22 protein-coding genes are annotated in these 25,625 nt (G+C 36.5%); 14 read left to right on the top strand and 8 right to left on the bottom strand.

The window, feature by feature from the left end; all coding sequences use genetic code 11:
- Nucleotides 1-49: 49 nt before the first annotated feature.
- From QWY78_RS14840 to msrB, 4 genes are all read right to left on the bottom strand, one after another.
- Nucleotides 50-1,093: a bifunctional transcriptional activator/DNA repair enzyme AdaA gene (locus tag QWY78_RS14840; protein WP_353960520.1), complete on the bottom strand. Its 1,044-nt coding sequence runs from the start codon at nucleotides 1,091-1,093 to the stop codon at nucleotides 50-52.
- 271 nt (nucleotides 1,094-1,364) lie between these two features.
- On the bottom strand, nucleotides 1,365-1,964 hold the full coding sequence (locus tag QWY78_RS05115; protein ID WP_290217246.1) for a DUF2911 domain-containing protein: 600 nt from the start codon (nucleotides 1,962-1,964) through the stop codon (nucleotides 1,365-1,367).
- Between the two features lie 145 nt (nucleotides 1,965-2,109).
- Entirely contained in the window at nucleotides 2,110-2,685 is a 576-nt protein-coding gene (locus QWY78_RS05110; protein WP_435389051.1) for a fasciclin domain-containing protein, read from the bottom strand.
- A gap of 86 nt (nucleotides 2,686-2,771) precedes the next feature.
- Nucleotides 2,772-3,308 carry a peptide-methionine (R)-S-oxide reductase MsrB gene (gene msrB, locus QWY78_RS05105; protein ID WP_435389050.1) on the bottom strand — a complete coding sequence of 179 codons (537 nt, stop codon included), beginning with the start codon at nucleotides 3,306-3,308 and terminating at the stop codon, nucleotides 2,772-2,774.
- A gap of 92 nt (nucleotides 3,309-3,400) precedes the next feature.
- Here msrB and QWY78_RS05100 point away from each other — a divergent pair, with 92 nt between their 5' ends.
- From QWY78_RS05100 to QWY78_RS05090, 3 genes are all read left to right on the top strand, one after another.
- Nucleotides 3,401-3,976, top strand: a complete 576-nt coding sequence (locus QWY78_RS05100; protein WP_290217244.1) for an RNA polymerase sigma factor — start codon at nucleotides 3,401-3,403, stop codon at nucleotides 3,974-3,976.
- Between the two features lie 2 nt (nucleotides 3,977-3,978).
- Complete coding sequence (locus QWY78_RS05095; RefSeq protein ID WP_290217242.1) at nucleotides 3,979-4,755, top strand: anti-sigma factor; 777 nt, start codon at nucleotides 3,979-3,981, stop codon at nucleotides 4,753-4,755.
- 116 nt (nucleotides 4,756-4,871) lie between these two features.
- Nucleotides 4,872-5,567: a metallophosphoesterase gene (locus QWY78_RS05090; protein WP_290217240.1), complete on the top strand. Its 696-nt coding sequence runs from the start codon at nucleotides 4,872-4,874 to the stop codon at nucleotides 5,565-5,567.
- A 231-nt stretch (nucleotides 5,568-5,798) separates the two neighbouring features.
- On the opposite strand, the gene carB is transcribed toward QWY78_RS05090, so the two are convergent.
- The 4 genes from carB to QWY78_RS05070 all read right to left on the bottom strand — a co-directional run bounded on the left by carB (nucleotide 5,799) and on the right by QWY78_RS05070 (nucleotide 11,598).
- Nucleotides 5,799-8,981, bottom strand: a complete 3,183-nt coding sequence (gene carB / locus QWY78_RS05085; protein ID WP_290217238.1) for a carbamoyl-phosphate synthase large subunit — start codon at nucleotides 8,979-8,981, stop codon at nucleotides 5,799-5,801.
- Between the two features lie 92 nt (nucleotides 8,982-9,073).
- The gene (locus QWY78_RS05080) at nucleotides 9,074-9,445 is read right to left on the bottom strand and encodes a four helix bundle protein (protein WP_290217236.1); all 372 of its coding nucleotides are present in this window, start codon (nucleotides 9,443-9,445) and stop codon (nucleotides 9,074-9,076) included.
- 57 nt (nucleotides 9,446-9,502) lie between these two features.
- The gene (locus tag QWY78_RS05075) at nucleotides 9,503-10,585 is read right to left on the bottom strand and encodes a carbamoyl phosphate synthase small subunit (protein WP_290217234.1); all 1,083 of its coding nucleotides are present in this window, start codon (nucleotides 10,583-10,585) and stop codon (nucleotides 9,503-9,505) included.
- 116 nt (nucleotides 10,586-10,701) lie between these two features.
- Nucleotides 10,702-11,598 (bottom strand): aspartate carbamoyltransferase catalytic subunit, encoded by an 897-nt coding sequence (locus tag QWY78_RS05070; protein WP_290217232.1) that lies wholly within the window; start codon nucleotides 11,596-11,598, stop codon nucleotides 10,702-10,704.
- A gap of 229 nt (nucleotides 11,599-11,827) precedes the next feature.
- Here QWY78_RS05070 and QWY78_RS05065 point away from each other — a divergent pair, with 229 nt between their 5' ends.
- From QWY78_RS05065 to QWY78_RS05015, 11 genes are all read left to right on the top strand, one after another.
- Nucleotides 11,828-12,244: an IS1/IS1595 family N-terminal zinc-binding domain-containing protein gene (locus QWY78_RS05065; protein ID WP_290217230.1), complete on the top strand. Its 417-nt coding sequence runs from the start codon at nucleotides 11,828-11,830 to the stop codon at nucleotides 12,242-12,244.
- 139 nt (nucleotides 12,245-12,383) lie between these two features.
- The gene (locus QWY78_RS05060) at nucleotides 12,384-13,703 is read left to right on the top strand and encodes a hypothetical protein (protein WP_290217229.1); all 1,320 of its coding nucleotides are present in this window, start codon (nucleotides 12,384-12,386) and stop codon (nucleotides 13,701-13,703) included.
- A gap of 56 nt (nucleotides 13,704-13,759) precedes the next feature.
- On the top strand, nucleotides 13,760-15,388 hold the full coding sequence (locus QWY78_RS05055; protein ID WP_290217227.1) for an MFS transporter: 1,629 nt from the start codon (nucleotides 13,760-13,762) through the stop codon (nucleotides 15,386-15,388).
- Between the two features lie 57 nt (nucleotides 15,389-15,445).
- On the top strand, nucleotides 15,446-15,673 hold the full coding sequence (locus tag QWY78_RS05050) for a DUF6814 family protein (RefSeq protein ID WP_290217225.1): 228 nt from the start codon (nucleotides 15,446-15,448) through the stop codon (nucleotides 15,671-15,673).
- A 63-nt stretch (nucleotides 15,674-15,736) separates the two neighbouring features.
- Nucleotides 15,737-15,931: a hypothetical protein gene (locus tag QWY78_RS05045; RefSeq protein WP_290217223.1), complete on the top strand. Its 195-nt coding sequence runs from the start codon at nucleotides 15,737-15,739 to the stop codon at nucleotides 15,929-15,931.
- A complete protein-coding gene (locus QWY78_RS05040) occupies nucleotides 15,924-18,608 on the top strand; it encodes an ATP-binding protein (protein ID WP_290217222.1) in 2,685 nt (894 codons plus the stop codon). The genes QWY78_RS05045 and QWY78_RS05040 overlap by 8 nt, the downstream gene beginning before the upstream one ends.
- 14 nt (nucleotides 18,609-18,622) lie before the next feature.
- On the top strand, nucleotides 18,623-18,994 hold the full coding sequence (locus QWY78_RS05035) for a response regulator transcription factor (RefSeq protein ID WP_290217220.1): 372 nt from the start codon (nucleotides 18,623-18,625) through the stop codon (nucleotides 18,992-18,994).
- A gap of 85 nt (nucleotides 18,995-19,079) precedes the next feature.
- On the top strand, nucleotides 19,080-20,981 hold the full coding sequence (locus QWY78_RS05030) for an AMP-binding protein (protein WP_290217218.1): 1,902 nt from the start codon (nucleotides 19,080-19,082) through the stop codon (nucleotides 20,979-20,981).
- Between the two features lie 404 nt (nucleotides 20,982-21,385).
- The gene (gene acs, locus QWY78_RS05025; RefSeq protein ID WP_290217216.1) at nucleotides 21,386-23,293 is read left to right on the top strand and encodes an acetate--CoA ligase; all 1,908 of its coding nucleotides are present in this window, start codon (nucleotides 21,386-21,388) and stop codon (nucleotides 23,291-23,293) included.
- Between the two features lie 346 nt (nucleotides 23,294-23,639).
- Nucleotides 23,640-24,782 (top strand): NAD(P)/FAD-dependent oxidoreductase, encoded by a 1,143-nt coding sequence (locus QWY78_RS05020; protein ID WP_290217214.1) that lies wholly within the window; start codon nucleotides 23,640-23,642, stop codon nucleotides 24,780-24,782.
- Nucleotides 24,782-25,492, top strand: coding sequence for a methyltransferase domain-containing protein (locus QWY78_RS05015; protein WP_290217212.1), 711 nt, complete (start codon nucleotides 24,782-24,784; stop codon nucleotides 25,490-25,492). The genes QWY78_RS05020 and QWY78_RS05015 overlap by 1 nt, the downstream gene beginning before the upstream one ends.
- Nucleotides 25,493-25,625 lie beyond the last annotated feature (133 nt).

The following is a 25,625-nucleotide window of genomic DNA, read 5'->3' as shown; positions in this document are numbered from 1 at the left end:
GTTCCCATCAAGAAAAAAATAACACCGATCAATATCAAAAAAATTGATTTTAAAAAAGAATCGCTTTTTCTAACGCTAATAGTTTTTGTTTGCGCCAAATACCGCCACCGTAGCCAGTTAGTGTTCCGTTGCTGCCGATCACGCGATGACAAGGAATGAGGATTGAGATTTTATTCATCCCATTTGCATTGGCTACTGCCCGCACTTTTTTAGCATCACCCAAGATTTCTGACTGTTGGCGATACGTCCAGGTTTCGCCGTAGGGAATTTTCTCTAAAACCTTCCAGACACTTTTCTGAAATGCTGTACCAACAGGAGAAAGTGGAATGGTGAATGTTTTTCTGTTGCCCTGAAAATATTCTGAAAGCTCTTTTTCTAAAGTTTTAAAATGCGGATTTTCACCTTGAACAATCGTTGCATTTAGTGATTTTGCTAAATCTTTGAATTCGGTTTCGAGCATTTTACGATCGGTAAATTCGAGCATACAAATCCCCTCTTCCACAGCGGCGGCGTACATTGTTCCGATGGGAGTTTCGATTCTCTTTAGGTCGATTATTCGTTGGGTTTTCGAGTTTTTTGGGGAAACGCCAAAGATGGTTTTGAAACTTTCAGTAAAACCGCTCAAACTCTCGAAACCGCTTTCATAAGCAGTTTCGATAACATTTTCACCTTGCTGAATTTTTTTGAATGCCGTATTCAACCGAAACATTCTTTGAAATGCATGAAAAGTCATTCCATGATTTTTTTGAAACCATCTTCGGACGGTTGCGGGTTCTATTCCTCTTTTAACCAAATCGTAATCTTTAAATTTCAAAGTTGGATCTTCCCGTAACTCTTCTAAAATTTTTTGAATATAGTCGGGTGTTTCTGCAGGATTTTCAAGGGGTTTGCACACTTTACACGGGCGATAGCCGCTCAGAATAGCATCTTTGGTATTGCTAAAAAATTCCACGTTTTCTGGTTTTGGTTTTCTGGCGGTACAGGTTGGTCTGCAAAATATTCCGGTAGTTTTTACGCCCATCCAAAAAACGCCTTCGAACTCTGGGTTTTTAGTAAAAGAGGCTTGGTACATAATTTCATTGGTGAGTTCCATTTCGTAAATTTAAAGCAAATTTATTTGAATTTAAAGTGACTGACAACCGGAAAATCGACAACTATTTTTTTAAGTGGAGGACTCGCTTCGACTACCGACAATTTCTTGCGGGTACGAATCTCGCGTCCCGGCTTGAATGAAGCTCTTTTTATAGTGGTGGTTGAGCGAAGCCGAAGCCAGCGCTATAAAAAAGCGGGAATGGAAGACGGATAATGACGCCCAAATTAAAATGAACAGAACACAAAAAAAGTGAACCGAAGTTCACTTTGAGTTATTTTTTAGGAGCAGCTTCTTTTTCGATTTGCTTAATTTCATTGAGTTTATCGATTATTTTCGCTACCGTTTCTGGTTTAGCTTCTTTTACCGGAATGACCACTTTGGTTAGATCCCACTTGATGATAATCTCTGCCGAATGAACGTCAACAGGATTGACGGCGATGTCAAACCACTCTTGTTTTTCAGCTAATTTCTGAACAGGGAGCGTAATTTCTACGATATTGAGTTTTTCATCATAGGCATAAGCTCCCCATTGGTTGGCATCTTTATTTAAATATACTTTCCACTGATTTTCCGACGGAATTATAAAAAGGGCGTAAGAACCTGCCTTCACTTCTTTGCCTCCGAAATTAACATTTTGTTCAAAGGTAATTTTGGTTGCAGAATTTGCACCGGCGCGCCAAATTTTTCCATAAGGAACGAGGTCGCCAAAAACGGTTCGCCCTTTCACGCCAGGTCGCCCGTAGTCTACCGAGATTTTGGTCATGGAGAATTGTTGTTCTACTTTCTGCCGAGGACTTGCAGTAGGAATACTATATTGCGAAAATCCCCACAAAGAAAATGATAAAAATACGGTAACGATTAGTTTTTTCATAGAAGCTGAAATTTAGGTTTAATAGATTGGATTTAATAAGGATTAAAGATATGAAAATTTGGGAGTTATTTTGATGATTGAAATGAATTAAAAAAACCACTTAGACCGAAATCTAAGTGGCACCATTAAAAATAAAACTATGAAACTATGGCATTAAGACCGTGTCGATCACATGAATTACGCCATTTGACTGGTTAACATCTGCAATGGTAATTTGGGCTGAATTATTCTTTGCATCTGTTACATATAATTTTTGCGCTTTGACCCAGAATGTTAATTGTTCACCCTGAACTGTTTTGGCCATGTATTTTCCGTCATTTTTCTTGATCCAAGTCATTAACTCTTTGGCAGAAATTTTTCCAGGAACTACATGATAGGTTAAAATTGTTTTTAGCATTTCTTTATTTTCCGGCATGACTAAAGTTTCTACAGTACCGGCAGGTAATTTGGCAAACGCTGCATTGGTTGGTGCAAAAACGGTGAATGGTCCTTTGCCTGATAAAGTTTCAACCAAGTCAGCGGCTTTTACAGCGGCAACTAAAGTTGTATGGTCTTTTGAATTTACTGCATTTTCTACGATATTTTTAGAAGGATACATGGGCGCTCCACCAACCATTACTGTTTTTTCTTTCATTGCGATTTTTTGCGCGTTGGCATTGTTTCCGAGGGATAAAGTCATCATTAGCGCTAAAGCTGCTGTTGTGATTTTTAAAATGTTCATTTTGATAATTTTTTAAGGTGATATATTATAGTTTGTGTTAGTATCAGTTACGAGATGCGATTAGGTTTGGATTTATTTTTAATAAATTATTTTGATTTTTTTATAATGGGCTCAAATTCAAGCGAGATGGAATTCATGCAATATCTTTTTTTATTGGCGGTAGGTCCATCATCAAACAAATGACCTAAGTGTGCATCGCATCTGCCACAACGAACTTCAGTTCTGACCATATTATAAGACTCATCTCTTTTATAAATGACCGATTTTGGACGAATGGTTTCAAAAAAACTTGGCCATCCACAAGAACTGGCGAATTTTGTATCAGATCTAAAGAGTGCATTTCCGCAGGCAGCGCAATAGTAGGTTCCTATTCCATCAAATGTATTGTACTTGCCGGTGTTGGCCATTTCTGTTTCATTCAACCGAGAAACCAAATAAAGATTGGTGTTGAGAACCTTTTTCCAGGCAGAATTTGGGATTTTTAAAACCTTAGTATCTGTTCGGGAGTAGTACGGATTGATGACATTTTTGCCGTTGAGTTTTTGAATTTTTTGGGCCTTCATATTTTGGACACTGCAGGTTCCTAATAATAAGATGGCAGCTATTTTAAATAGATTTTGCATGTAATGGTGATTATAAACTCATATACGTAAAACTTGCAGATTTGGTTTTGTATCTTAAATAAAAAAACTACTTTTGAACACGAATAAAAAAATTGGCAAAAGAAACCCTTACTCCAGATCAAATTTTATCTTTGCTATTAAGTAGAGATGAAAAGGGTTTTAATTATCTCTACGATAATTATTCGGGTGCTTTATATGGAGTGATTATTCGGATTGTTCGCTATGAAGAAGAAGCCAATGAAGTTTTACAAGATGTTTTTGTGAAAATCTGGAATTCTGTAAAAAGTTTCGATGCAACTAAAGCTTCATTATATACGTGGATGCTGAATATCGCAAGAAATTCTGCCATCGACCGACTAAAATCTAAATCATTTCAAAACGATTTACAAAACCAAAGCATTCCCGATTTCGTAAGTGAGGGTATGGGACTTTCTACAGAACAATCCCATGAATTTAATGAAGTTCAGCAACAGGTTAATAAATTACGAGACGATTACAAAATAGTGATTAACAAAGCCTATTTCGGAGGACTCACCCAAGAAGAAATAGCCGAAGAATTACAAATTCCGCTCGGTACGGTAAAAACCAGAACAAGAGCTGCATTAATAGAATTAAGAGAAATTTTAAAAGAATTTAAATTTATTATTTTATTTTTTTTATTTAAATAAAAGTGGATATAAAAACCTACATATCATCAGGCGTCATTGAAGCATATGCGTTGGGAAATCTTTCCAGCGAAGAATCTTCAATCTTGGAATGTGTGATGAAAAATAATGCGGAAGTACAGGCCGCCGTTTTAGAAATGCAACAAACTTTTGAAAATCTCGCAACCGCACAAGCCATAGAACCTCCTTCTCATTTGAAAGCGGGTATTCTGAAGAAAATAGAATTTGGAAATCCAGAGAAAACTTCTGGAAAAATTATTCCTTTGAATATCAACAATTCTGAAAAAGACACCAACCTAACCATTCCTGTTTGGATGAAAGCCGCTTCTGTAGCTGTTTTATTTGGATTAGGATATTTGATCTATGAAGTGGGTTCAAAAAGTGCGCAGATTGAAAAATTCGCTGAAAATAACACAACGCTTTCTACAAAAATCACGTCGTTAGAACGTATGAATTCCGTTTTAATGAATTCGAAAAAAATAGAACTAAAAGGCGTGGAAAAACATCCCAATCTCCTTGCAGAAGTGTTTTGGAATGAAAATAATCAAGTATTTCTTAACCCGAAAAACTTACCTGCAGCTCCAACAGGAAAGCAATATCAACTTTGGGCGATTGTCGACGGAAAACCTGTAGATATGGGAATGTATGATCCTAATAACAAATCATTGGTTCAAGAAATGAAAACGGTTTCGAAACCTCAAGCTTTTGCAATAACCTTGGAAAAAGAAGGTGGAAGTCCTACGCCAACGATGGAGGAAATGTATGTAATGGGACCTATTTAGAAAATAAATTTAAAAGCGAGGATTTTTCTTCGCTTTTTTTAATTTTCAACTTCTTGATGTCACAAATATGATATATTGTAATGCGTTTATTTTAACTTTACATAAAGTTTAGAAGCATGAAAGTGATTGCCATCGGAGATATTCACGGAAGAAATACTTGGGAGAAAATTTCTACTGAAAATTTTGATTATTTTATATTTATCGGCGATTATTTTGATCCTTATGAAGACATTTCTGCTGAAGAAGAGATTGCTAATTTCAACAAAATCATCAATTTCAAAAAGAAATTTCCAGAGAAAGTGATCTTGCTTTTCGGCAACCATGATTTTCACTATTTGAATTCCACAAAACAAAAGTACAGCAGATATAATTTTGATTTTCACACCCTTATCGATGAAGTTGTAGAATTGGCGATGGACGAAAAATTGTTTCAAATGTGCTTTCAATACGAGCATTACCTTTTCAGCCACGCCGGAATTACCAAAACTTGGTTGGAAAATATTGGTCTTGAAAATGATGATAATTTAGTAGAAAATATCAACAATTTGTTGTACGAAAATCCTCAAGTTTTTGAATTCCGTCAATTAAAAGATTCCAAATCCAACGGGAATAATATCTACCAATCTCCAATTTGGGTTCGCCCAGAAAGTTTGCAAAAAGACGCATTGGAAAAGGTGGTACACGTAATTGGACATAGCAAAAAACCTTACATAACTTTTCAAAATAACATCATCTTTATTGATGTTTTAAAAACTACACAAGAATATCTTTGCATTGAAAATGATACTATTTCTCCTAAAAAAATATTGTAAACTTTTTCAACAAAAAAACGAGAGAAATTTTTCCCTCGTTTTCAATATATTACCTTTTTACTTTTAAGTTAATCTTGATAGATTTCGCCCTTTCAGGGCTTTGCATTATATACTTTTCATTTATTCATAGGGCTTCACCCTATGTTAATGATTTTGCCACTCTGTGGCAATTTCAGCAAATAAAAAAAGGAAATGTCTATAATCTCACATCTATCCGTCTCATATCTATTTCTACATTTGCTCCATCTTAAAACTCATGCTTTCAATCACTTTCAAAATTGCTTCCACTGTATCCATCGATGTTAAACAAGGAACGCCATTTTCTACGGAAGTTCGGCGGATTTGGAAACCGTCTCTTTCAGATTGTTTTCCTTTGGTCATGGTGTTTACAATGTATTGGACTTTTCCAGTTTGAATTAAATCTATTAAATTAATTTCTGGATTTTCTTCAATTTTGTAACCGATTTTGGTGCGAACTCCATTTTCTTCAAAATATTTTGAAGTTCCTTCTGTTGCCCAAATTTGAAAACCAATTTCTTGAAATCTTCTTGCCAATTCGCACGCTTCAGGTTTGTGTTTATCTGCGACTGTGAAAAGGATTGAACCATGAAGCGGAACTTTTCTACCAGATCCGATTAAACCTTTGTACAGCGCTTTTTCCAGGGTAGAATCTTTCCCCATTACTTCTCCAGTGGATTTCATTTCTGGCCCGAGAGAAATATCCACTCTGGTTAATTTTGAAAAAGAGAACACAGGAACTTTCACGAAAACGCCTTCTTTCACGGGAGCCAAACCGTTTTTGTAACCTAAATCTTTTAATTTTTTACCAAGAATGGCTTTCGTAGCCAATTTTGCCATCGGAATTTCTGTAATTTTAGATAAAAAAGGAACGGTTCTACTTGATCTTGGATTCACTTCAATCACATAAACTTCACCTTCAAATAATACGTATTGAATATTCATTAAACCAATGATGTTCAACCCTTTCGCCAATCTTTCGGTGTAATCTACCAAAGTCGCGATTTGTTTTTCGGTAATATTTTGAGGTGGATAAACCGCGATAGAATCTCCAGAATGAACTCCGGCTCTTTCGATATGTTCCATAATTCCTGGAATTACAACGGTTTCACCATCAGAAATGGCATCAACTTCTACTTCTTTTCCGGTTAAATATCTGTCAATTAAAATCGGATGTTCAGAGTTTTCTTTCACCGCATTCGTCATATAATGAGCGAGTTCCGCATCGTCATAAACGATTTCCATCGCTCTTCCTCCCAAAACATAACTCGGACGAACCAAAACCGGGAAACCGATCTCATTCGCGATAACCAATGCTTCTTCTTTCGTAAAACAGGTTTTTCCCAAAGGTTGTGGAATTCCCATTTCTTGCAAAGCGGCTTCGAATTTATTTCTATTTTCGGCGCGGTCTAGATCTTCAAGCGTTGTTCCCAAAATTTTTACGCCGTGTGCTTCTAATTTATCGGCTAAATTGATGGCGGTTTGTCCTCCAAACTGCACAACAACACCTTTTGGTTTTTCCAATTCGATAATGTTCATCACATCTTCCTCCGTTAAAGGTTCGAAATACAATTTATCCGAAATTGAAAAATCTGTGGAAACTGTTTCAGGATTATTATTAATGATAATCGCTTCGTAACCCAATTCTTTAATCGCCCAAACTGAATGAACTGTGGCGTAATCGAACTCAACACCTTGTCCAATTCTGATTGGTCCAGAACCAAGAACGACGATTTTCTCTTTATTGGAAGGAATACTTTCGTTTTCTTCTTCATAAGTTCCGTAGAAATATGGTGTTTCACTTTCAAATTCGGCGGCGCAAGTATCGACCATTTTGTAAACTGGCATCACGTTGTTTTCTTTTCTAAAATTGAAAACTTCATGTTGAGAAATTCCCCAAAGATGACCAATATTCATATCAGAAAAACCAAGTCTTTTGGCGTCAAGAAGAATTTCTTTATTAAATTTATTTTCAGAGATTGTCTTTTCAAAATCAACCAGTTTCTTGATTTTCCAGATGAAAAATTTATCGATCTTGCTCCATTCTACAATTTTTTCCCAATCGTAACCTCTTCGCAAAGCATCACCAATAATGAATAATCGTTCATCATCACAAACTTTTATTCTTCTTTCAATTTCCTCGTCGGTTAATGCTGCAGCATCTTTCGATTTTAAACCAATATGTCTTAAACCAGTTTCCAAAGAACGAATCGCTTTTTGCAAAGATTCCTCAAAATTTCTACCGATCGCCATCACTTCTCCAGTTGCTTTCATTTGGGTTGAAAGTCTTCTGTCTGCAGTTTCAAATTTATCAAAAGGGAAACGTGGAAATTTGGTTACCACATAATCCAATGCCGGTTCAAAACAAGCGTAAGAAGTTCCAGTTACGGGATTCATAATTTCATCTAAAGTCAAACCGACTGCAATTTTTGCTGCAATTTTCGCAATCGGATAACCCGTTGCTTTACTCGCCAAAGCCGATGAACGCGAAACTCTTGGATTCACTTCGATGATATAATAATTAAAAGAATGCGGATCCAAAGCCAGTTGAACATTACAACCACCTTCAATTCCTAAAGCGCGAATAATTTTTAATGATGAATTTCTCAACATTTGATATTCTCTGTCCGAAAGTGTTTGCGAAGGTGCCACAACAATCGAATCTCCGGTGTGAACTCCAACTGCATCGATGTTTTCCATATTGCAAACCACAATCGCGTTGTCATTTTTGTCGCGCATTACTTCGTACTCAATTTCTTTATAACCTGCAATGGAACGTTCAATTAAACATTGGCGAACCGGGCTGTATTTTAACCCAAAACTGGTAATTTCCTTGAGTTCATCGTCGTTATTGGCAATTCCACCGCCAGTTCCACCCATTGTAAAAGCGGGACGAACAATCACGGGATAACCGATATTGTGAGCGAATTCTAAAGCGGCTTGTACGGTATTCACGATGTCGGAATCTGGAACAGGTTCGTTTAATTCGTTCATTAAATTTCGGAACAAATCCCGATCTTCTGCTTGATTGATGGCTGAAAGTTTGGTTCCTAAAACCTCCACTTTACATTCTTCGAGAATTCCAGAATTTTGCAATTCTACCGCCATATTCAATCCCGTTTGCCCACCCAAAGTTGGCAAAAGCGCATCTGGACGTTCTTTTCTGATGATATGACTTACGAATTCGAGAGAAATTGGTTCAATGTAAACTTTGTCTGCAATTTCTACATCGGTCATTATTGTTGCCGGATTGGAATTGATGAGGATCACGCTATAACCTTCTTCTCTCAAAGCCAAACACGCTTGAGTTCCCGCGTAATCAAATTCTGCGGCTTGTCCGATGATTATTGGACCGGAGCCGATTACTAAAATTGTTTTTATGTCAGTTCTTTTCATAAGTTTTAAATGTAACGATGTATCAATGTAGCAGTTTACCAATTTAACAATGTAAAAATTTGCCGATTTAAATGGCAGTTCTTATTGCTAAATTATAATTCTGGGGTTGGATTTTCTTTGACTAAACTGGTTGATAATATTTTATAAATAATTTTTCCAATTACGATAATCTGTTCTTCTAACTCTTCATCAAATGGGTATGATTTTGAATGCTTGCAGAGAAAAAGCCAATATTTTGTTTCTTCGAGTTCCTTCGCTGCAATTTTTATTTTATTAATAAAATCCTTTTTAGTTGCTGGATTTTGCGCCTCAAAAGAGTTTGCGCCAATGCTAGTACCGCAACGTAATAATTGTCTTGCAACTACATATTTTCTTTTTTCTTCTAAAAGTTCACAAAAATCAATAATGTCTAATGAAAATTTAACTGTTTTTTCAATTAATGGATTCCCTTCAAAATTTATCATATTAAATTTATATAAAGTTATTTTTTTCTATTGTTAAATTTCTAGACTAATTAATTGTTACACTGTTACATTTTTAAATTGGTACATTAGACCAATAAACTCATCAAACAAGTAATTTGCATCTTCTGGTCCAGGACTTGCTTCTGGATGATATTGTACAGAAAAACAAGGATGGATTTTGTGTTTCAAACCTTCATTCGTTTTGTCATTCAAAGCGATGTGTGTTTCTTCTAAATCGGTACTTTTTATAGATTCTTGATCTACAGCGTAACCGTGATTTTGGGAAGTAATGGCAACTTTATTTTTCTTTAAATCTAAAACAGGATGATTTCCACCACGATGTCCAAATTTTAATTTAAAAGTTTTTGCGCCACAAGCAATTCCAATCAATTGATGACCAAGACAAATCCCAAAAATTGGAATTTTCCCTAATAATTTTTGAATCATTTCGGTGGCTCCTTTTACGTCTACAGGATCGCCGGGACCGTTGGAAAGCATGACGCCATCTGGATTGATCAATAGTATTTCCTCTGCTGTTGTATCATGAGAAACAACAATGACATCGCAATCTCTTTGTGCCAATTCGCGCAAAATACCGAGTTTCGACCCGTAATCTACCAGAACCACTTTCAAACCTCTTCCCGGATTGGCATATGAGGTTTTGGTAGAAACCTGAGCAACCTGATTGGTGGGTAATTTCGTTGATTTTAATGTGATGATTACTGAGTTTTCATCTGCCTCCGCATTCACGATTTTTCCTTTCACGACGCCTGAATTTCTAAGAACTCTGGTTAACCTTCGTGTATCAATTCCAGAAATTCCAGATAGGTTTCTTTTTTCGAAAAATTCATTTAAAGTCATTTGATTTCTAAAATTCGAGGGATAATCACAAACTTCTTTGACGATTAAACCTTTAATTGCAGGTTCGATACTTTCAAAATCATCGCGATTAATTCCGTAATTTCCAATCAGTGGATACGTCATGCAAACAATTTGTCCGCAATAAGAAGGATCGGAAATAAGTTCCTGGTAACCTGTCATACTGGTATTGAAAACAACTTCACCATCAATATCCTGATTGGCTCCAAAACCTTTGCCGTGGAACACTTCGCCGGATTCCAATATTAATTTCTTTTTCATTTATTCTTTTTTGTACGATGTACTGTGTAAAAAGTACAATGTATTTTATTCTTATTTAAATTAAATTCTGCTTTATTTTGGTACATTATACGTAATACTATGTACAACTTTACATTCTACATAAACTCAAAACCTCGCTCTTCCAACGCCGTTTTTAGAATTGCCATTCTGGCAAAAACACCGTTTTCCATTTGTTTGAAAATTCGGGAGCGTTTGCATTCTACCAATTCATCAGCAATCTCAACCCCTCTATTTATTGGCGCAGGATGCATGATGATGGCATTTTTCTTCATGGTCTTTTCGCGCTCTTTGGTTAAACCAAATTGTCGGTGATATTTTTCTGCAGAAAGTTTCATTTTTTCGTCATTTTCGTGTCGTTCATGTTGAATCCTCAACAACATTAAAACATCGACTTCTTTTACCAAATCATCAATGGATACATATGTTCCGTTAATAATAGTTCCTTCATCAAACCATTGTTCAGGACCGGAAAAATATACTTTTGCACCCAACTTCCTTAAAACTTCAGCGTTCGAATTGGCAACTCGGCTGTGTTTTACATCGCCAACAATTCCTATTTTCAATCCTTCAAATTTTCCGAATTCCTGCTGAATAGTCATTAAATCTAATATATTTTGTGAGGGATGATTTCCCGTTCCATCACCACCATTAATAACTGCGATGTCTATTCCTTTGAACTCATCATAGAATTTTTCTTTTTTGTGCCGAATGACACAAAGGTCAATTCCTAAACTTTTCAACGTTTTTACAGTATCATATAAAGATTCTCCTTTATTTACAGAACTTACGGAAATATCAAATGGAACTACCTTTAAACCCAACTTTCTTTCAGCCACGTCGAAGCTTGTTTTGGTCCGGGTGCTGTCTTCAAAAAACAGGTTGGCCACATAGACTTCGTCTTTGGCCTTTAGTACTTTACCTTTTGAAAAATCATCAGCGTCTTGTAGTAAATTGTTGATTTTTTCAATGGATAAATCGGATGTTTTTAGCATAACTTTAGTTTTTAAATCAAAAAAAAACGAAGCCAAAATGACTTCGTTGTTAATAAATATCGTGATTATCGGCATTGCTGCCTTTGTGTAAATCGTCTAATGGAAATATTCTTTTCATTAGGTGCAAAGATATAATTTAATTTCAAAAGGCACAATATTTAAAGAAAACTATCATAAAAAATTTTACAACTTTGCTAATTTATTATATATTTGCTAAAAAGATATAGTTATGCCGAATTCCTGTCCCAAATGCAATCAGAAAAATGTTATTAAGAGTGGTATCATCAACGAACGGCAAAGGTTTTTATGCAAAGACTGTAAATACTATTTTACCGTAAAAAAATTAGGCAAACAAATTGACGACTATGTAGTTACCAAAGCGCTGCAACTTTACTTGGAAGGTTTAAGTTACCGTGAGATCGAAAGAATCATTGGGGTTTCGCACAATTCAATAAGTGCCTGGATTAAAAAATACAACATCACACGACCGCCCCATTCAGATTTTCATCCGGTATACAAAGTTTTCAAGCAAAATGAACTCATCGAATACATGTCAAAGGAAGAGAACTTAAAAGGTTCCGGCCTAGTGATCACTGAGTTTGGCGATAAATACATGATGATAAAGTGGGAACGTTTTAAAAAATAATTTCGGTCAATTTTTCCAAATTTATCATTACAATTTTCACTACCTACATTTATTACATTGATATATATTAAATTTCTTCAATTAAATTTTTAGTTTCAATTTCGTTTCGACAAAAAAACAAACTAAAAAATATTAATCCATGAAGAAATTTACTGTTTCATTAGGAATTCTTTCATCTCTGTGTTTTTCACATTTTGCCTTGGCGCAGGATACGCCCACCACTGCCGATCTTTTGAAAAGAATTGAAGTCTTGGAAGCCGAGAAAAATAAACCCAAAGAATGGGATGCCTCATTATATGGCTGGGTTCGCACGGAATACAATTTCGATAGCAGGCAATCTGCCTATGCCCGAGAATATAATTTGAACCTTTATCCGCTGGATGAAAAATTAGATGCCAATGGAAAAGATATTAATGATGCTGGAGCAAGTAACTTTCTAGCAATCACTTCCAGAGTCGGAATTCGATTTAAAGGTCCAGATGTTTGGGGCGCAAAAGCCAGTGGAAATATTGAGGCCGATTTTTTTGGAAATACGGAACTCAATAAATCATCTGGCGGAAGTGGAAGTATTGGTTTAATGAGACTTCGACATGCAACTGCTACTTTAGCGTGGCCAAAAACTGCAGTTACTTTCGGACAAACTTGGTATCCATCTGTTGTTGCAGATGTTTTCCCAGGTGTTGCCAACTTTAATTCAGGAATTATATTTAATCCATTTGGTTGGGCAGGTCAAGTGAAAGTTGCTCAAAAACTAACTCCTGAACTAACTTTAACTCTTGTCGCTTATAAAGACCGGGAATTCCAAACTGCAAATGCTATAGGTGCTTCTGTCAACAGTGCGACATTCAATTCTTCTATTCCGACTTTGCACGGACAATTACAATATAAAACAAAAACAGTAACGGCAGGAGCTGGCGCAGAATATCAGTCTTTGAAACCGGTTATTGAATCAGTAGGATTAGTTTCAGATGAAACGGTAAATTCTGATATGTACTTCGGCTATTTTAAATATGCCAACGACAAAATCATCACCAAATTATATGGAATCACTGGTGGAAACCTTCACCATTTGGTTATGCTAGGAGGTTTCGCTGGCTACACAGAACCGAACAGTCAGGAATCTTACAAACCAACTAAAACTTCTGCTTTCTGGGTAGATGTTGCAAGTGCAAATCCGAAAGTTGCTCCCGGAGTTTTCTTTGGATATACCAAAAATTCCGGTGTTGAGGCTGGATATAAAAATCTTTACATCAGAGGAGCTTCTGGAGCGAGGGTTTTGGATGCGGTTTGGCGTGCATCTGCCAGAGTAGATTTTAAGCAGAATAAATTTAATATCTCTCCCGAAATCGAATATACCGCAGCAAAATGGGGTGATATGAATGCAAAAGGAAAAGCAGAAAACAACCTCAAAGACGTTGGGAATTTCCGCGGAATGGTGAGGGTAATGTATTCTTTTTAAATCAAATTATAGCAAATAACATCTTTAAATTTTTAAAAAACAAAAACAGATAAATTATGGCCAGAAAATTTAACAGTCAGCAAGAGCACGATGCTTATGTTGCAGAGAAAAAAAAGAATAAAACGATTTGGGGCGTCATCATGGCCTCCTCACTCGGAACTTTGATTGAGTGGTATGACTTCTATATTTTCGGAAGTTTAGCCGTGGTTTTAGCCACCAAGTTTTTCCCAGCAGATAACCCAACTGCTGCCTTCTTATCTACCTTGGCAACTTTTGCTGCCGGATTTGTGGTTAGACCATTTGGTGCATTATTCTTCGGAAGATTAGGAGATATCATCGGTAGAAAATACACGTTCTTGGTGACGCTTCTCATCATGGGATTCTCAACCTTCTTAATCGGTTGCGTGCCAGAATATGAAACCATCGGATACGCTGCACCAATTTTGGTTTTAATTCTAAGACTTCTTCAAGGTTTGGCTTTGGGTGGAGAATATGGTGGAGCCGCAACCTATGTCGCTGAGTATTCGCAACCTCATCGACGTGGCTACTGGACTTCCTGGATTCAAACAACGGCAACTTCAGGTTTATTTATTTCACTGATTGTAATTCTCGTTACTAAAACTTCACTTTCTGCCGAAGAATTTGATAGTTGGGGTTGGAGGATTCCGTTCTGGATTTCTATCTTAATGGTCGGTGTTTCATACATTATCCGAAGAAATATGGCAGAATCTCCCCTTTTTGCGCAAGCAAAAAAAGAAGGAAAGACCTCTAAAAATCCATTAAAAGAAAGTTTCGGCAATAAGTTTAATTTCAAATTCGTTTTGCTGGCTTTATTTGGTGCCGTAATGGGACAAGGGGTAATTTGGTATACTGGCCAGTTTTATGCAATGAGCTTTATGCAGAAAGTGATGAATATAGAATCCTCACAAGTAGATACCATGATGGCTTTAGCACTTTTCGTGGCAACTCCCCTATTCGTTCTCTTCGGGTGGCTTTCTGATAAGGTGGGTCGTAAACCCATTATGATGATCGGGATGTTGCTGGCAATTATCGCCTATCGACCAATATACAAAGTCATGTACAACTCTGTAAACATTGAAAGTAAAGTCATTGCTAAAAATGGTTTAACCGAAAAAAGAACAGTAAAAGTTCATGAGAAAAACCCAACTGACAGTATTATCACCTTCCATCAGGAAAAAATGTTTACCGATGGTACTTTAATGAAAAAAGACAGCATTGTACATTGGGCAGCAGCCGGACCAATTATGGTTAATGGTAAAGCCGAAGCTCCGTTAATCAAACAAGCCATTACCGTAAATCCTGACACCAGATGGTTATTGATTTTATTGGTATTTATTCAGGTTGTTTTCGTAACGATGGTTTACGGACCGATTGCCGCCTTCCTGGTAGAAATGTTCCCATTGAAAATCCGCTACACCTCCATGTCATTGCCTTATCATATCGGAAATGGTGTTTTTGGAGGACTGCTTCCTGCCGTGGCTACCTATCTTGTAACTTCTGGAAAAGAAGCAGGTCATGCGGAGTGGTACCTGGAAGGGTTATGGTATCCTATTGTAGTTGCCGGAGTTTGTTTGGTTATCGGAACCCTCTATTTAAAAACAAAAAACAAAAGTTTAACCGAAGATGAATTTGTAGAAACACCGATTGAAAACCCTGTGGTATAAAATTTAATTCAACCCAATTTTCTTTCAAATTTTTCAGTAACTTTAAAAAACAAAAAAATGGATCAAGTAAAAAAAATATTAGGAGTAGTCTGGATTCTTCTGGCAGTGGTAGTGGCTTACTACGGATTATCGATGTTCGGTATACCCAAAGTAATGTCCGACAAACAAGAGGACAACGTTTTCGGTTGGATTATCCTCACCGTACTCATGCCGATTATTGTCGGTGGGTTAGGTATTTTCGGGTGGTATTCTTTTACAGGAGAATATTCCGATGATAAAATGTAAGGACAAATGATGATGAAAAGACAACGGGAAATTCGTTTCCCGTTGTTTTCTATTATTTAGATTATGAAAAAAAGACATCAACAAAAACTGGTTATTTTAAGCATTGTATTGTTTATCTTATTGAATGCACCTATTTTACTGTTGTTTAACAGTTCGCAAATATTGATTGGGATGCCAGTCATTTATGTTTATCTCTTCGGCGTTTGGGGTGCATCGTGTATCACTTCATTTATTATTTTCAAAAAATTCGATGAATAGTTATTTACTTTTTGCGTTGGTTATAGTCTATCTGGGACTTCTATTCTTCATTGCTTATTTCGCAGAGAAACGAAAAAGTAGTTTCTGGGTAAACAATCCCTATGTTTATGCACTTTCACTCGCAGTTTATTGCTCAGCGTGGACCTACTACGGTAGCATTGGCGTAGCTGCAAATCAAGGTTTAGAATATATGACAATCTATATCGGACCCATTATTATTATTCCTGCATGGATTTATATTAACACAAAAATTATCCGAATTTCCCGGGTCAATAAAATCAGCAGTATTGCAGATTTTATCTCCTTGCGTTATGGCAACAGCCGTTCGCTTAGCGCACTTATAGCAGTGGTTTGTATGTTTGCAATTATACCATACATCGGTTTGCAGATCAAGGCGATTTCAGAAACTTTTCATCTGATTACCGAAACCGATCAAACAGCCAATGTATTTTTTGATTCGGCAACTTATGTTGTTTTGATCATCGCTTTATTCTCCTCTTATTACGGCACAAAATATGTGGATGCCTCCGAAAAAAGATTAGGAATTATCTCTGCAGTCGCAGTTGAAAGTTTTTTAAAATTAATCTTCTTTATCATCCTTGGCATATTCGTGGTTTACGGCGTTTTTAATGGTTTTGATGATATTTACAGCCAAGCAGAAAAACTCCCTGATTTCGCCTCAAAAAATACATTTAATGGATTAGAAGGTGGTTTCAATTGGTTCCTGCTTTCGATGCTTTCAATGTCAGCGATTTTTCTTTTACCCCGGCAATTTCATACTGCGATTATCGAAAATCGTAAAGAAAAACACATCAAAACGGCAATTTGGCTTTTTCCGCTATACCTTTTAATTTTTAATCTCTTCGTTTTCCCCATTGCTTGGGGCGGGAAAATTTTATTCTTCGGCGAAAATGTAAACCCAGAGCTCTACTCCATTTTAATTCCACAGAAATTTGGAAACACAGTGATTGCAGCCATGGTTTTTTTCGGCGGTTTAAGTGCCAGTATTTCGATGATTATTATTTCGAGTATTTCATTGTCTATTATGCTTTCAAATAATATCATCATTCCCTATGGCTGGCTCGATAAATTCAAATTCAGTTCAGAAACAGACAATACTAAAAACATTGTGAATATTAGGAAAATAAATATTTTCTTGCTTATTCTAACAAGTTTTATCTTCTATAAATATTTAATTTTGGGCAAAAGTTTATACAGCATTGGCTTGGTTTCTTTTGTCTTAATTGCGCAATTATCTCCTTCATTTTTCGGGGCTATTTTCTGGCGCCGTGGCACCTATTTGGGATCTGTCATAGGGATTATTTCAGGCGTACTCATTTGTTATTTGGGATTGGTTTTACCAAGTTTTTCTGACAGTTTTCAGCAAAGCAATTTCTACAACAGCGGTTATTTTAGCTTTTTTAATATCCCTTATCTAGCACCAATCCCGCAGATTTTTTTCTGGAGTATTTTCGTCAATGGGCTTTTGTTTACGCTCATTTCTACGAATACCTTGTCTGATTATCGCGAGAGAAATTATGCGGAAATTTATGTCGACATCAACGATTATATTCAAAACCATGAGAATGCCTACATTTGGAAAGGTACGGCCCATGTTTCTGATATTCAAAAAATATTAGTTCGTTTTTTAGGAGAGAAAAAAACCGAGCAAGCACTTAAAATCTTTAATTTAAAATACAAAATTACCGATGATAGTGACACAGCGGATTCTAGATTCATCAAATTTTCCGAAAACCTTTTAAGCGGACGAATCGGTACAGCATCAGCAAAAATTTTAATTGAAGGGGTCGCTCAAGAAGATAAAATTTCGCTGCCAGAAGTTTTGAAAATTTTAGAAGAATCCAAAGAAAACATTACCATCAATAAACAGTTGAGCGAACAGTCTCATCAATTATTAAAGTTATCTGATGAGCTTCAAAACGCAAACCAACATTTAATTGTAAAAGATCAGCAAAAAGATGAATTTCTAGACAGTGTTGCCCACGAACTTCGCACACCACTTACGGCCATTCGTGCCACGGGTGAAATCCTGCTTGATGATGAAGATATGCCGGCAGAACTGAAAAAGGATTTTCTGGAAAATATCATTTCAGAGTCCGACCGATTATCGGAAATTATTAATGATATACTGTATTTGGATAAATTAGAAACGGGTACCATTTCATTAAATATCAAGGAAAATAATATTGTGCAAACCTTTCATAAAGCCTTAAAACCGTTAAGTCATCTGTTTGAAAAAAGAAATCTTCACCATTCTGAAGTTCACCTTTTAGAACGTGAAATCTTTGAATATGACGAACAGCGAATGATTCAGGTTTTTCAAAATATCTTGGGAAATGCTTTGAAATTTACCAACGACCAAGGAATGATTCAAATTAAATTTCAGCAGAAAGACGATCAATTAAAAATCTCAATATTTAATACCGGAAAGACCATTCCAGAAGAAGATTTAGAATTTATATTCGAAAAATTTTATCAATCGAAAAATCAAAATCTCCGAAAACCAGTTGGTAGCGGACTTGGTTTAGCCATTTGTAAAAAAATAATGATTGCCCAGCAGGGCGATATCGAAGTTAAAAACAAAGAGATCGGGGTAACATTTGAGATTTATTTACCGATTAATGAAAACAAATCTGTAAAAATTACAGAAAACTAGATTATAAAAGAGATATGAAAAAGATACTCATCGCAGACGACGAACACAAAATAATCATGACTTTAGAGTACGCTTTTAAAAAGGCCGGTTATGAGGTTTTTATTGCGCGCGACGGTTCTGAAGTTTTAGAACTGTTAAAAAACGAAATTCCCGATATGATTTTACTCGATATTATGATGCCGAATATCGATGGTTATACCACGCTTGCTGAAATTAAAAAAGATAAAAACCTGAGCGGCATTAAAGTCATTTTACTCTCCGCTAAAACGGGCGAAGCAGATATAAAAAAAGGAATGGAACTCGGTGCCGACGACTATGTGACCAAACCTTATTCCATTAAAAAACTGACGGAAAGAGTTGAAGAACTTTTGACAGACAAGCAATAAGTATTCAATAACTAGCAATAAATAAAATTCAATTTTGGGAATTTAGACTTTAGACCTAAAACCCACTATCTAAAACCTAAATATCATGAATGCAGATCAAATTTTTAAAGAAAGTATTGCTCACAAAGAGAAATTTTGGGCGGAACAAGCAGATAAAATTGATTGGTTTAAAAAGCCTGTAAAAATATTGACCGATGACGGCGAAAATTATCCAACTTGGTTTGCAGATGGCCAATTGAACACCTGTTTCTTAGCGGTTGACAAACATGTCAAAGACGGCTTTGGCGATCAAATAGCAATCATTTACGATTCACCAGTCACGAATAGAATCATTAAATATTCTTACAGTCAAGTTTTAGAACACGTTTCAAAACTTGCTGGTGGACTAAAAAAGTTAGGTTTAGAAAAAGGAGATACCGCTATTATTTATATGCCGATGATTCCCGAATCGGTTTTCGCCATGTTGGCTTGTGCAAGATTAGGCGTTACGCATTCCGTGGTTTTTGGTGGATTTGCTCCACAGGAATTGGCCATCAGAATTGATGACTGTAACCCAAAAACGATTATTACCGCAAGTTCCGGAATGGAAGTTTCGAGAAGAATTCCGTATTTGCCTTTTGTGAAAGAAGCAGTTTCGATGTCTACACATCAACCTGAACACATCGTGGCTTTCGATAGAAAATTATTAGGAAATCGAGTTGATTTTAAAAACGATTCTTCCTTGGTTGATTTTGAAAAGTTAATGACCGAGTCAGTGCCGACCGATTGCGTTTCTGTCGAATCTACCCATCCTTTGTATATTTTGTACACTTCTGGAACGACCGGTAAACCGAAAGGAGTTGTGCGAGATCATGGTGGTCATGCTGTGGCGATGAGATTCTCCATGCAGAATATTTACGGCATTAACGAAGGAGAAACCTTCTGGGCAGCATCCGATATTGGTTGGGCAGTTGGACACAGTTATTCGGTTTATGGTCCATTAATTAACAGAAATACAACGATTATTTTTGAAGGAAAACCGATCGGAACTCCAGATGCAGGAACATTCTGGCGCGTGATTGAAGAACATAAGGTGGTCGCCATGTTTACTGCTCCAACTGCAATTCGTGCCATTAAAAAAGAAGATCCAGAAGGGAAATTGGTAAAAAAATACGATATATCTTCTTTAAGGACTCAATTTTTGGCTGGTGAAAGATGTGACGTTGCTACGCTGGATTGGTATGAAGAATTTGTCGGAGTTCCAGCCATCGACCACTGGTGGCAAACCGAATCAGGTTGGCCAATGTTGGGCTTAATGCCGGGAGTTGAAGACGTAAAAATCAAAAGAGCTTCGGCCGGCAAACCAATTCCGGGTTATGATATTAAAATTTTCAGTGAAGAAGGTTATGAGTTGGAAGCACATCATGAAGGGTATTTGGTCATCAAACTTCCTTTAGCTCCAGGAGCGATGATGGGAATTTGGGGTGATCCGGAGCGTTTTAAATTTGGATATCTAGCGAAATTTCCTGGATATTATTTCTCCGGTGATGGTGCGATTAAGGATGAAGATGGTTATGTTTTCGTGACCGGCAGAGTGGATGATGTGATCAATGTTGCAGGACATCGACTTTCTACGGCGGAAATGGAAGAGGTTGTGGCGGCTCATAAAGAAGTTGCAGAATGTTGCGTGGTTGGAATTGATGATGATTTGAAAGGTCAAATTCCGTTTGCGATCGCTGTGCTGAAGTCAGGTTCGGCTGTGGATGAAAAAACTTTGGAAAAAGACCTCGTTTTGTTGGTAAGGGAAAAAATTGGCGCTGTGGCGTGTATGAAAAATGCTTTGGTGGTGCATCGTTTACCAAAAACGCGTTCAGGGAAAATATTACGAAAACTAATTCGGACGATGTTGGATGGAAAGGAATACCAGATGCCGTCGACGATTGATGATGAAAGTGTTGTGGAGGAATTGCAGTTGAAAATGGATGAATATAAAAAGAAGTATTTGTAAATTGTTGTGTCTTTTAATGGAACTTTTTTTAACGCAAAGACGCAAAGAATATATTAATAATACTGCATAAAATTACGGACGCAAACCGAAAGGTTCGCCAATTCCTTAAATAAATAAATAAAACATTGACGCAAAGGCATTTCACTCAGCAAAGTTTAAAAGTTCTTAACTCAGCCACGAAGTGGCGAAATCAATAGCATAGGGTGTAGCCCTATGAATCTATGAATAAAAAAATAAATTTACATTTAAACCAAAATTGGAATAAATAAAACGGGTCGTAACTAGCCCTGATAGAAGCGGTTACCCCGGAACTAGCGTTGGGAAAAACCTTGGCGTGAGGAGTATGAGCGGATAGCAGGTTCCTGGCTCCTAAATAAAATTAGAATTAAAAAAAATTAAATATTATGAAAAATTACGTGATAGACGATTTACCGGACTATTTTAAACAGTACAAAAAATCGATTAAAAACCCGAAAAAATTCTGGGATAAAGTAGCCGATGAGAATTTCGTCTGGTATCAACGATGGTCGAAAGTGGTTTCCTACGATATGGAAAATGCAAAAATTGAATGGTTTAAAAATGCCAAACTTAACATCACCAAAAACTGTATCGATCGGCATTTGAATGAACGTGGCGACAAAACGGCGATTATCTTTGAACCGAATGATCCGAAAGAAGAGGCACAACATATTTCCTACAGAGATTTGCACGCAAAAGTTTGTAAAATGGCAAATGTGCTGCGTGATTTAGGCGTAGAGAAAGGCGATCGTGTTTGTATTTATCTGCCGATGATTCCGGAATTAGCAGTTACCATGTTGGCTTGTGCAAGATTGGGTGCAATTCACTCGGTGATCTTTGCAGGATTTTCTGCAAACGCTGTGGAGTCAAGAGTAAACGATTGTGGCGCAAAAATGATCATCTGTTCTGATGGAAGTTACAGAGGTACAAAATCGATCGATCTAAAAGGAATCATTGATGAAGCCGTTGAAAAATGTCCGACCGTGGAAAAAGTTTTGGTGGTGAAAAGAACGGGTGGCGAAGTGAAAATGAAGGAAGGACGTGATCTTTGGTTGGCTCCATTGTATGACAAAGCACCCGCTGATTTTATTTCGGTGATCATGGATGCAGAGGATCCGCTGTTTATTTTGTACACCTCAGGTTCTACCGGAAAACCGAAAGGAATGTTGCATACTACTGCGGGTTTCATGGTGTTTACGGCTTATACTTTTAAGAATGTTTTTAATTATAAAGAGAACGATATTTACTGGTGTACGGCAGACATCGGCTGGATTACAGGACATTCTTATATTTTGTACGGTCCACTTGCGAATGGCGCAACGACCGTCATTTTTGAAGGAGTTCCAACGTATCCTGAACCAGATCGTTTTTGGGAAGTGATTGAAAAACATAAAGTCACTCAATTTTACACGGCTCCAACTGCAATTCGTGCCTTGGCAAAAGAATCTTACGAATGGGTAGAGAAACATGATTTGTCGAGTTTACGAGTCATAGGGTCCGTAGGTGAACCGATCAACGATGAAGCGTGGCATTGGTATAATGATCATGTTGGTAAGAAAAAATGCCCCATTGTGGATACTTGGTGGCAAACGGAAACCGGAGGAATTATGATTTCACCATTGCCATTTATCACCCCAACGAAACCGACCTACGCAACTTTGCCTTTGCCGGGAATTCAGCCCGTGTTAATGGATGATAAAAGAAATGAAATCACCGGAAATCAAGTCGATGGAAATCTATGTATTCGTTTTCCATGGCCTGGAATTGCAAGAACAATTTGGGGTGATCATCAAAGATATAAAGAAACTTATTTCACGGCTTTCCCTGGAAAATATTTCACCGGAGATGGCGCTTTGAGAGATGAAGTTGGCTACTATAGAATTACAGGTCGGGTTGATGACGTGATCATTGTTTCTGGACATAATCTGGGAACTGCACCTATTGAAGACAGCGTGAATTTACATCCAGCCGTGGCAGAATCTGCGATTGTTGGTTATCCACACGATGTGAAAGGAAGTGCGCTGTATGGTTTTGTCATGTTGAAAGACAGTGGCGAAAATCGTGATAGAGACAATTTAAGAAAAGAAATCAATAATGTGATTTCCGATACGATTGGACCGATTGCGAAGCTGGATAAAATTCAGTTTGTGTCCGCATTGCCAAAAACCCGTTCGGGGAAAATCATGCGACGTATTTTAAGAAAAATTGCGGAAGGTGATTTTGCAAATTTCGGCGACACTTCTACCCTTTTGAATCCGGAGATTGTGGAGGAGATTAAGAATGAGAAAATTTAAGATTGTTGGATGATGGATGTCTGAAGATGGATGTTTACAATTTTACAATTAATTATAGAACCTTGCGGGAACGTAAGGTTTTTTTTACCGCAAAAGAAAAAAAAGAAATGTGGATGGAAATTTAGAAATTCAAAAGATTGCAAAAGAATGATGCAAAAATTTACCATTAAGTTTTTGGTTAAGGAATTCAGATAATTAAGATTACCCAGAGAAATTGACAATAAACGTGCTCTTTTCCACGCATCTCTCTTCCACTTAAAACTTATGTGTTTAAAAATAAAGAAGAATTATTATAAAACTTTTGTGACTTATGTGGTTTAAAAAATTACTACATTTAAATAAAAAATTGGACGATTCAAAATATGATTCCGAAGTTCTTATCATTGGCGGCGGTTTGGCAGGTTTAACAAGTGCGATCCATCTCACGAAAAAGGGTTGTAAAGTAATTATTATTGAAAAGAATTCTTACCCAAAACATAAAGTCTGCGGCGAATATATTTCCAATGAAGTCCTACCCTATTTCAAATGGCTTAACGTCGATATTGAAGAGTTAAAACCCACTCATATTAAGTCTTTACAATTTTCATCAGAGTCCGGACGAACCATTGAAACCAAACTTCCACTCGGTGGTTTTGGGATCAGCCGGTACACTTTGGACCATGCACTTTTTTTAAAAGCGCTTTCACAAAATTGCGTGATTATCGAAGATCAGGTCAATAACGTTCATTTTAAAGATGATCTCTTTAAAATTCAGCTGGCTTCCGGAAAAACTTTGACCTCGAAAGTGGTTTTAGGTGGGTTTGGAAAACGCTCCAATTTAGATGTGAAAATGAAGCGTGGTTTCATCGAACAAACATCTCCTTGGTTAGCCGTTAAATCTCATTACAAAGGAAATTTTCCGGATGATGTTGTGGGTTTACATAATTTTAAAGGTGGTTATTGCGGTGTATCGAAAGTTGAAAGTAATGTTCTTAATGTCTGTTATTTAACCAGTTTTAAATCCTTTAAAAAATATAAAAATATTGAAGAGTTCCAGGAAAAAGTTGTCGCTCAAAACCCACATTTGAAAAATATTTTAGAAAATGCAACTTCTGTTTTTGAAAAACCTTTGACCATCAGTCAGATTTGTTTTGAGAAAAAAAAGAATGTAGAAGATCATATTTTGATGATGGGTGACACTGCAGGATTAATACATCCTTTATGTGGAAATGGAATGGCAATGGCAATTCACAGTGCAAAACTGGCTTCGGAACAAACGATTGATTTTTTAAAAAACCAAACTTCCCGTCAGGAAATGGAAAAGAATTATTCTTTAAACTGGAATAAAAATTTCAAACAAAGATTATGGTATGGCCGAATTTTAGGCATGATTTTAGAACATTCAAAACTTTCAGAAGTTCTGACAAATTTAACAACCCATCTTCCTTTCCTACTTCCGATTATCATTAAAAAAACGCACGGAAAAGAAATCACAATGACTCAAAATTAATGGCTTTAGATACCAAGTACAGGACAGATCTCGAAGAATCAATGGATGATTTTTCGATGGATAGCAATGATTTGGTGACCGCTTTGGATGACATTGCTCGAATCAATCAGTTGCTCGGCGGAAATGCAGTAACATTAAATGGAGTTAAAGAATTAATTAAAAACTATCCAAAAGATCAGAGCATCACGATTATGGATTTCGGTTGTGGAGGCGGTGACATGCTGCGAATGCTCTCAAAATTTGGAGCTGAAAATAATCTAAAATTTGTTTTAATTGGAATCGATGCCAACGAAGCCACCATTCGACATGCAGAAAAATGCTCCGCTGATTTTGACAATATCACCTATTTGGCTGAAGATATTTTTCTCTACGATTTCTCAAAATATAATATTGATATTGCCCTGATAACGCTCACTTTACATCACTTTAAAAATGATGAAATCATCAAAATAATGAAGGTGATCTATAACATCATCAAAAAAGGAATCGTTGTTAATGATTTGCAGCGAAGTAAACTGGCTTATCGTTTGTTCCAAATGCTTATCTTTATTTTCAGATTAGAAAAAATGACCGCGAATGATGGCTTAATTTCTATTTTAAGAGGTTTCAAAAGAAAAGATTTAGAAAAATTTTCAAAAGATTTAGGTTTAAAGAAATACAGCATCAAATGGAAATGGGCTTTCCGATACCAATGGATTATTGAAAAATAAACAGCAAATAAAAAAATAATATTAAACCACAAAAGGCACAAAGATTTACTGTAAAAAAAAAATGAAGATTATTAATATGAACCACAAAAGAAACTAAAAATCTATAGATTTTTAACTTATGTGAACTTTTACA

The organism is Kaistella yonginensis, assembly GCF_030409525.1.
In the GTDB taxonomy this organism is placed as follows: domain Bacteria; phylum Bacteroidota; class Bacteroidia; order Flavobacteriales; family Weeksellaceae; genus Kaistella; species Kaistella yonginensis.
The sequence above is the reverse complement of the archived record's forward strand: the minus strand, read 5'-3'. Positions and strand labels throughout refer to the sequence as shown.

Bases quoted from the DNA above. Each gene is read 5' to 3' on its own strand.
- QWY78_RS05065 (WP_290217230.1), top strand. From the start codon at position 11,828: ATGCCGAATTCCTGTCCCAAATGCAATCAGAAAAATGTTATTAAGAGT.
- QWY78_RS05015 (WP_290217212.1), top strand. From the start codon at position 24,782: ATGGCTTTAGATACCAAGTACAGGACAGATCTCGAAGAATCAATGGAT.
- QWY78_RS14840 (WP_353960520.1), bottom strand. From the start codon at position 1,093: ATGGAACTCACCAATGAAATTATGTACCAAGCCTCTTTTACTAAAAAC.
- QWY78_RS05055 (WP_290217227.1), top strand. From the start codon at position 13,760: ATGGCCAGAAAATTTAACAGTCAGCAAGAGCACGATGCTTATGTTGCA.
- acs (WP_290217216.1), top strand. From the start codon at position 21,386: ATGAAAAATTACGTGATAGACGATTTACCGGACTATTTTAAACAGTAC.
- QWY78_RS05040 (WP_290217222.1), top strand. From the start codon at position 15,924: ATGAATAGTTATTTACTTTTTGCGTTGGTTATAGTCTATCTGGGACTT.
- QWY78_RS05090 (WP_290217240.1), top strand. From the start codon at position 4,872: ATGAAAGTGATTGCCATCGGAGATATTCACGGAAGAAATACTTGGGAG.
- QWY78_RS05075 (WP_290217234.1), bottom strand. From the start codon at position 10,585: ATGAAAAAGAAATTAATATTGGAATCCGGCGAAGTGTTCCACGGCAAA.
- QWY78_RS05060 (WP_290217229.1), top strand. From the start codon at position 12,384: ATGAAGAAATTTACTGTTTCATTAGGAATTCTTTCATCTCTGTGTTTT.
- QWY78_RS05030 (WP_290217218.1), top strand. From the start codon at position 19,080: ATGAATGCAGATCAAATTTTTAAAGAAAGTATTGCTCACAAAGAGAAA.
- QWY78_RS05110 (WP_435389051.1), bottom strand. From the start codon at position 2,685: ATGAACATTTTAAAAATCACAACAGCAGCTTTAGCGCTAATGATGACT.
- QWY78_RS05045 (WP_290217223.1), top strand. From the start codon at position 15,737: ATGAAAAAAAGACATCAACAAAAACTGGTTATTTTAAGCATTGTATTG.
- carB (WP_290217238.1), bottom strand. From the start codon at position 8,981: ATGAAAAGAACTGACATAAAAACAATTTTAGTAATCGGCTCCGGTCCA.
- QWY78_RS05115 (WP_290217246.1), bottom strand. From the start codon at position 1,964: ATGAAAAAACTAATCGTTACCGTATTTTTATCATTTTCTTTGTGGGGA.
- QWY78_RS05035 (WP_290217220.1), top strand. From the start codon at position 18,623: ATGAAAAAGATACTCATCGCAGACGACGAACACAAAATAATCATGACT.
- msrB (WP_435389050.1), bottom strand. From the start codon at position 3,308: ATGCAAAATCTATTTAAAATAGCTGCCATCTTATTATTAGGAACCTGC.
- QWY78_RS05050 (WP_290217225.1), top strand. From the start codon at position 15,446: ATGGATCAAGTAAAAAAAATATTAGGAGTAGTCTGGATTCTTCTGGCA.
- QWY78_RS05080 (WP_290217236.1), bottom strand. From the start codon at position 9,445: ATGATAAATTTTGAAGGGAATCCATTAATTGAAAAAACAGTTAAATTT.
- QWY78_RS05070 (WP_290217232.1), bottom strand. From the start codon at position 11,598: ATGCTAAAAACATCCGATTTATCCATTGAAAAAATCAACAATTTACTA.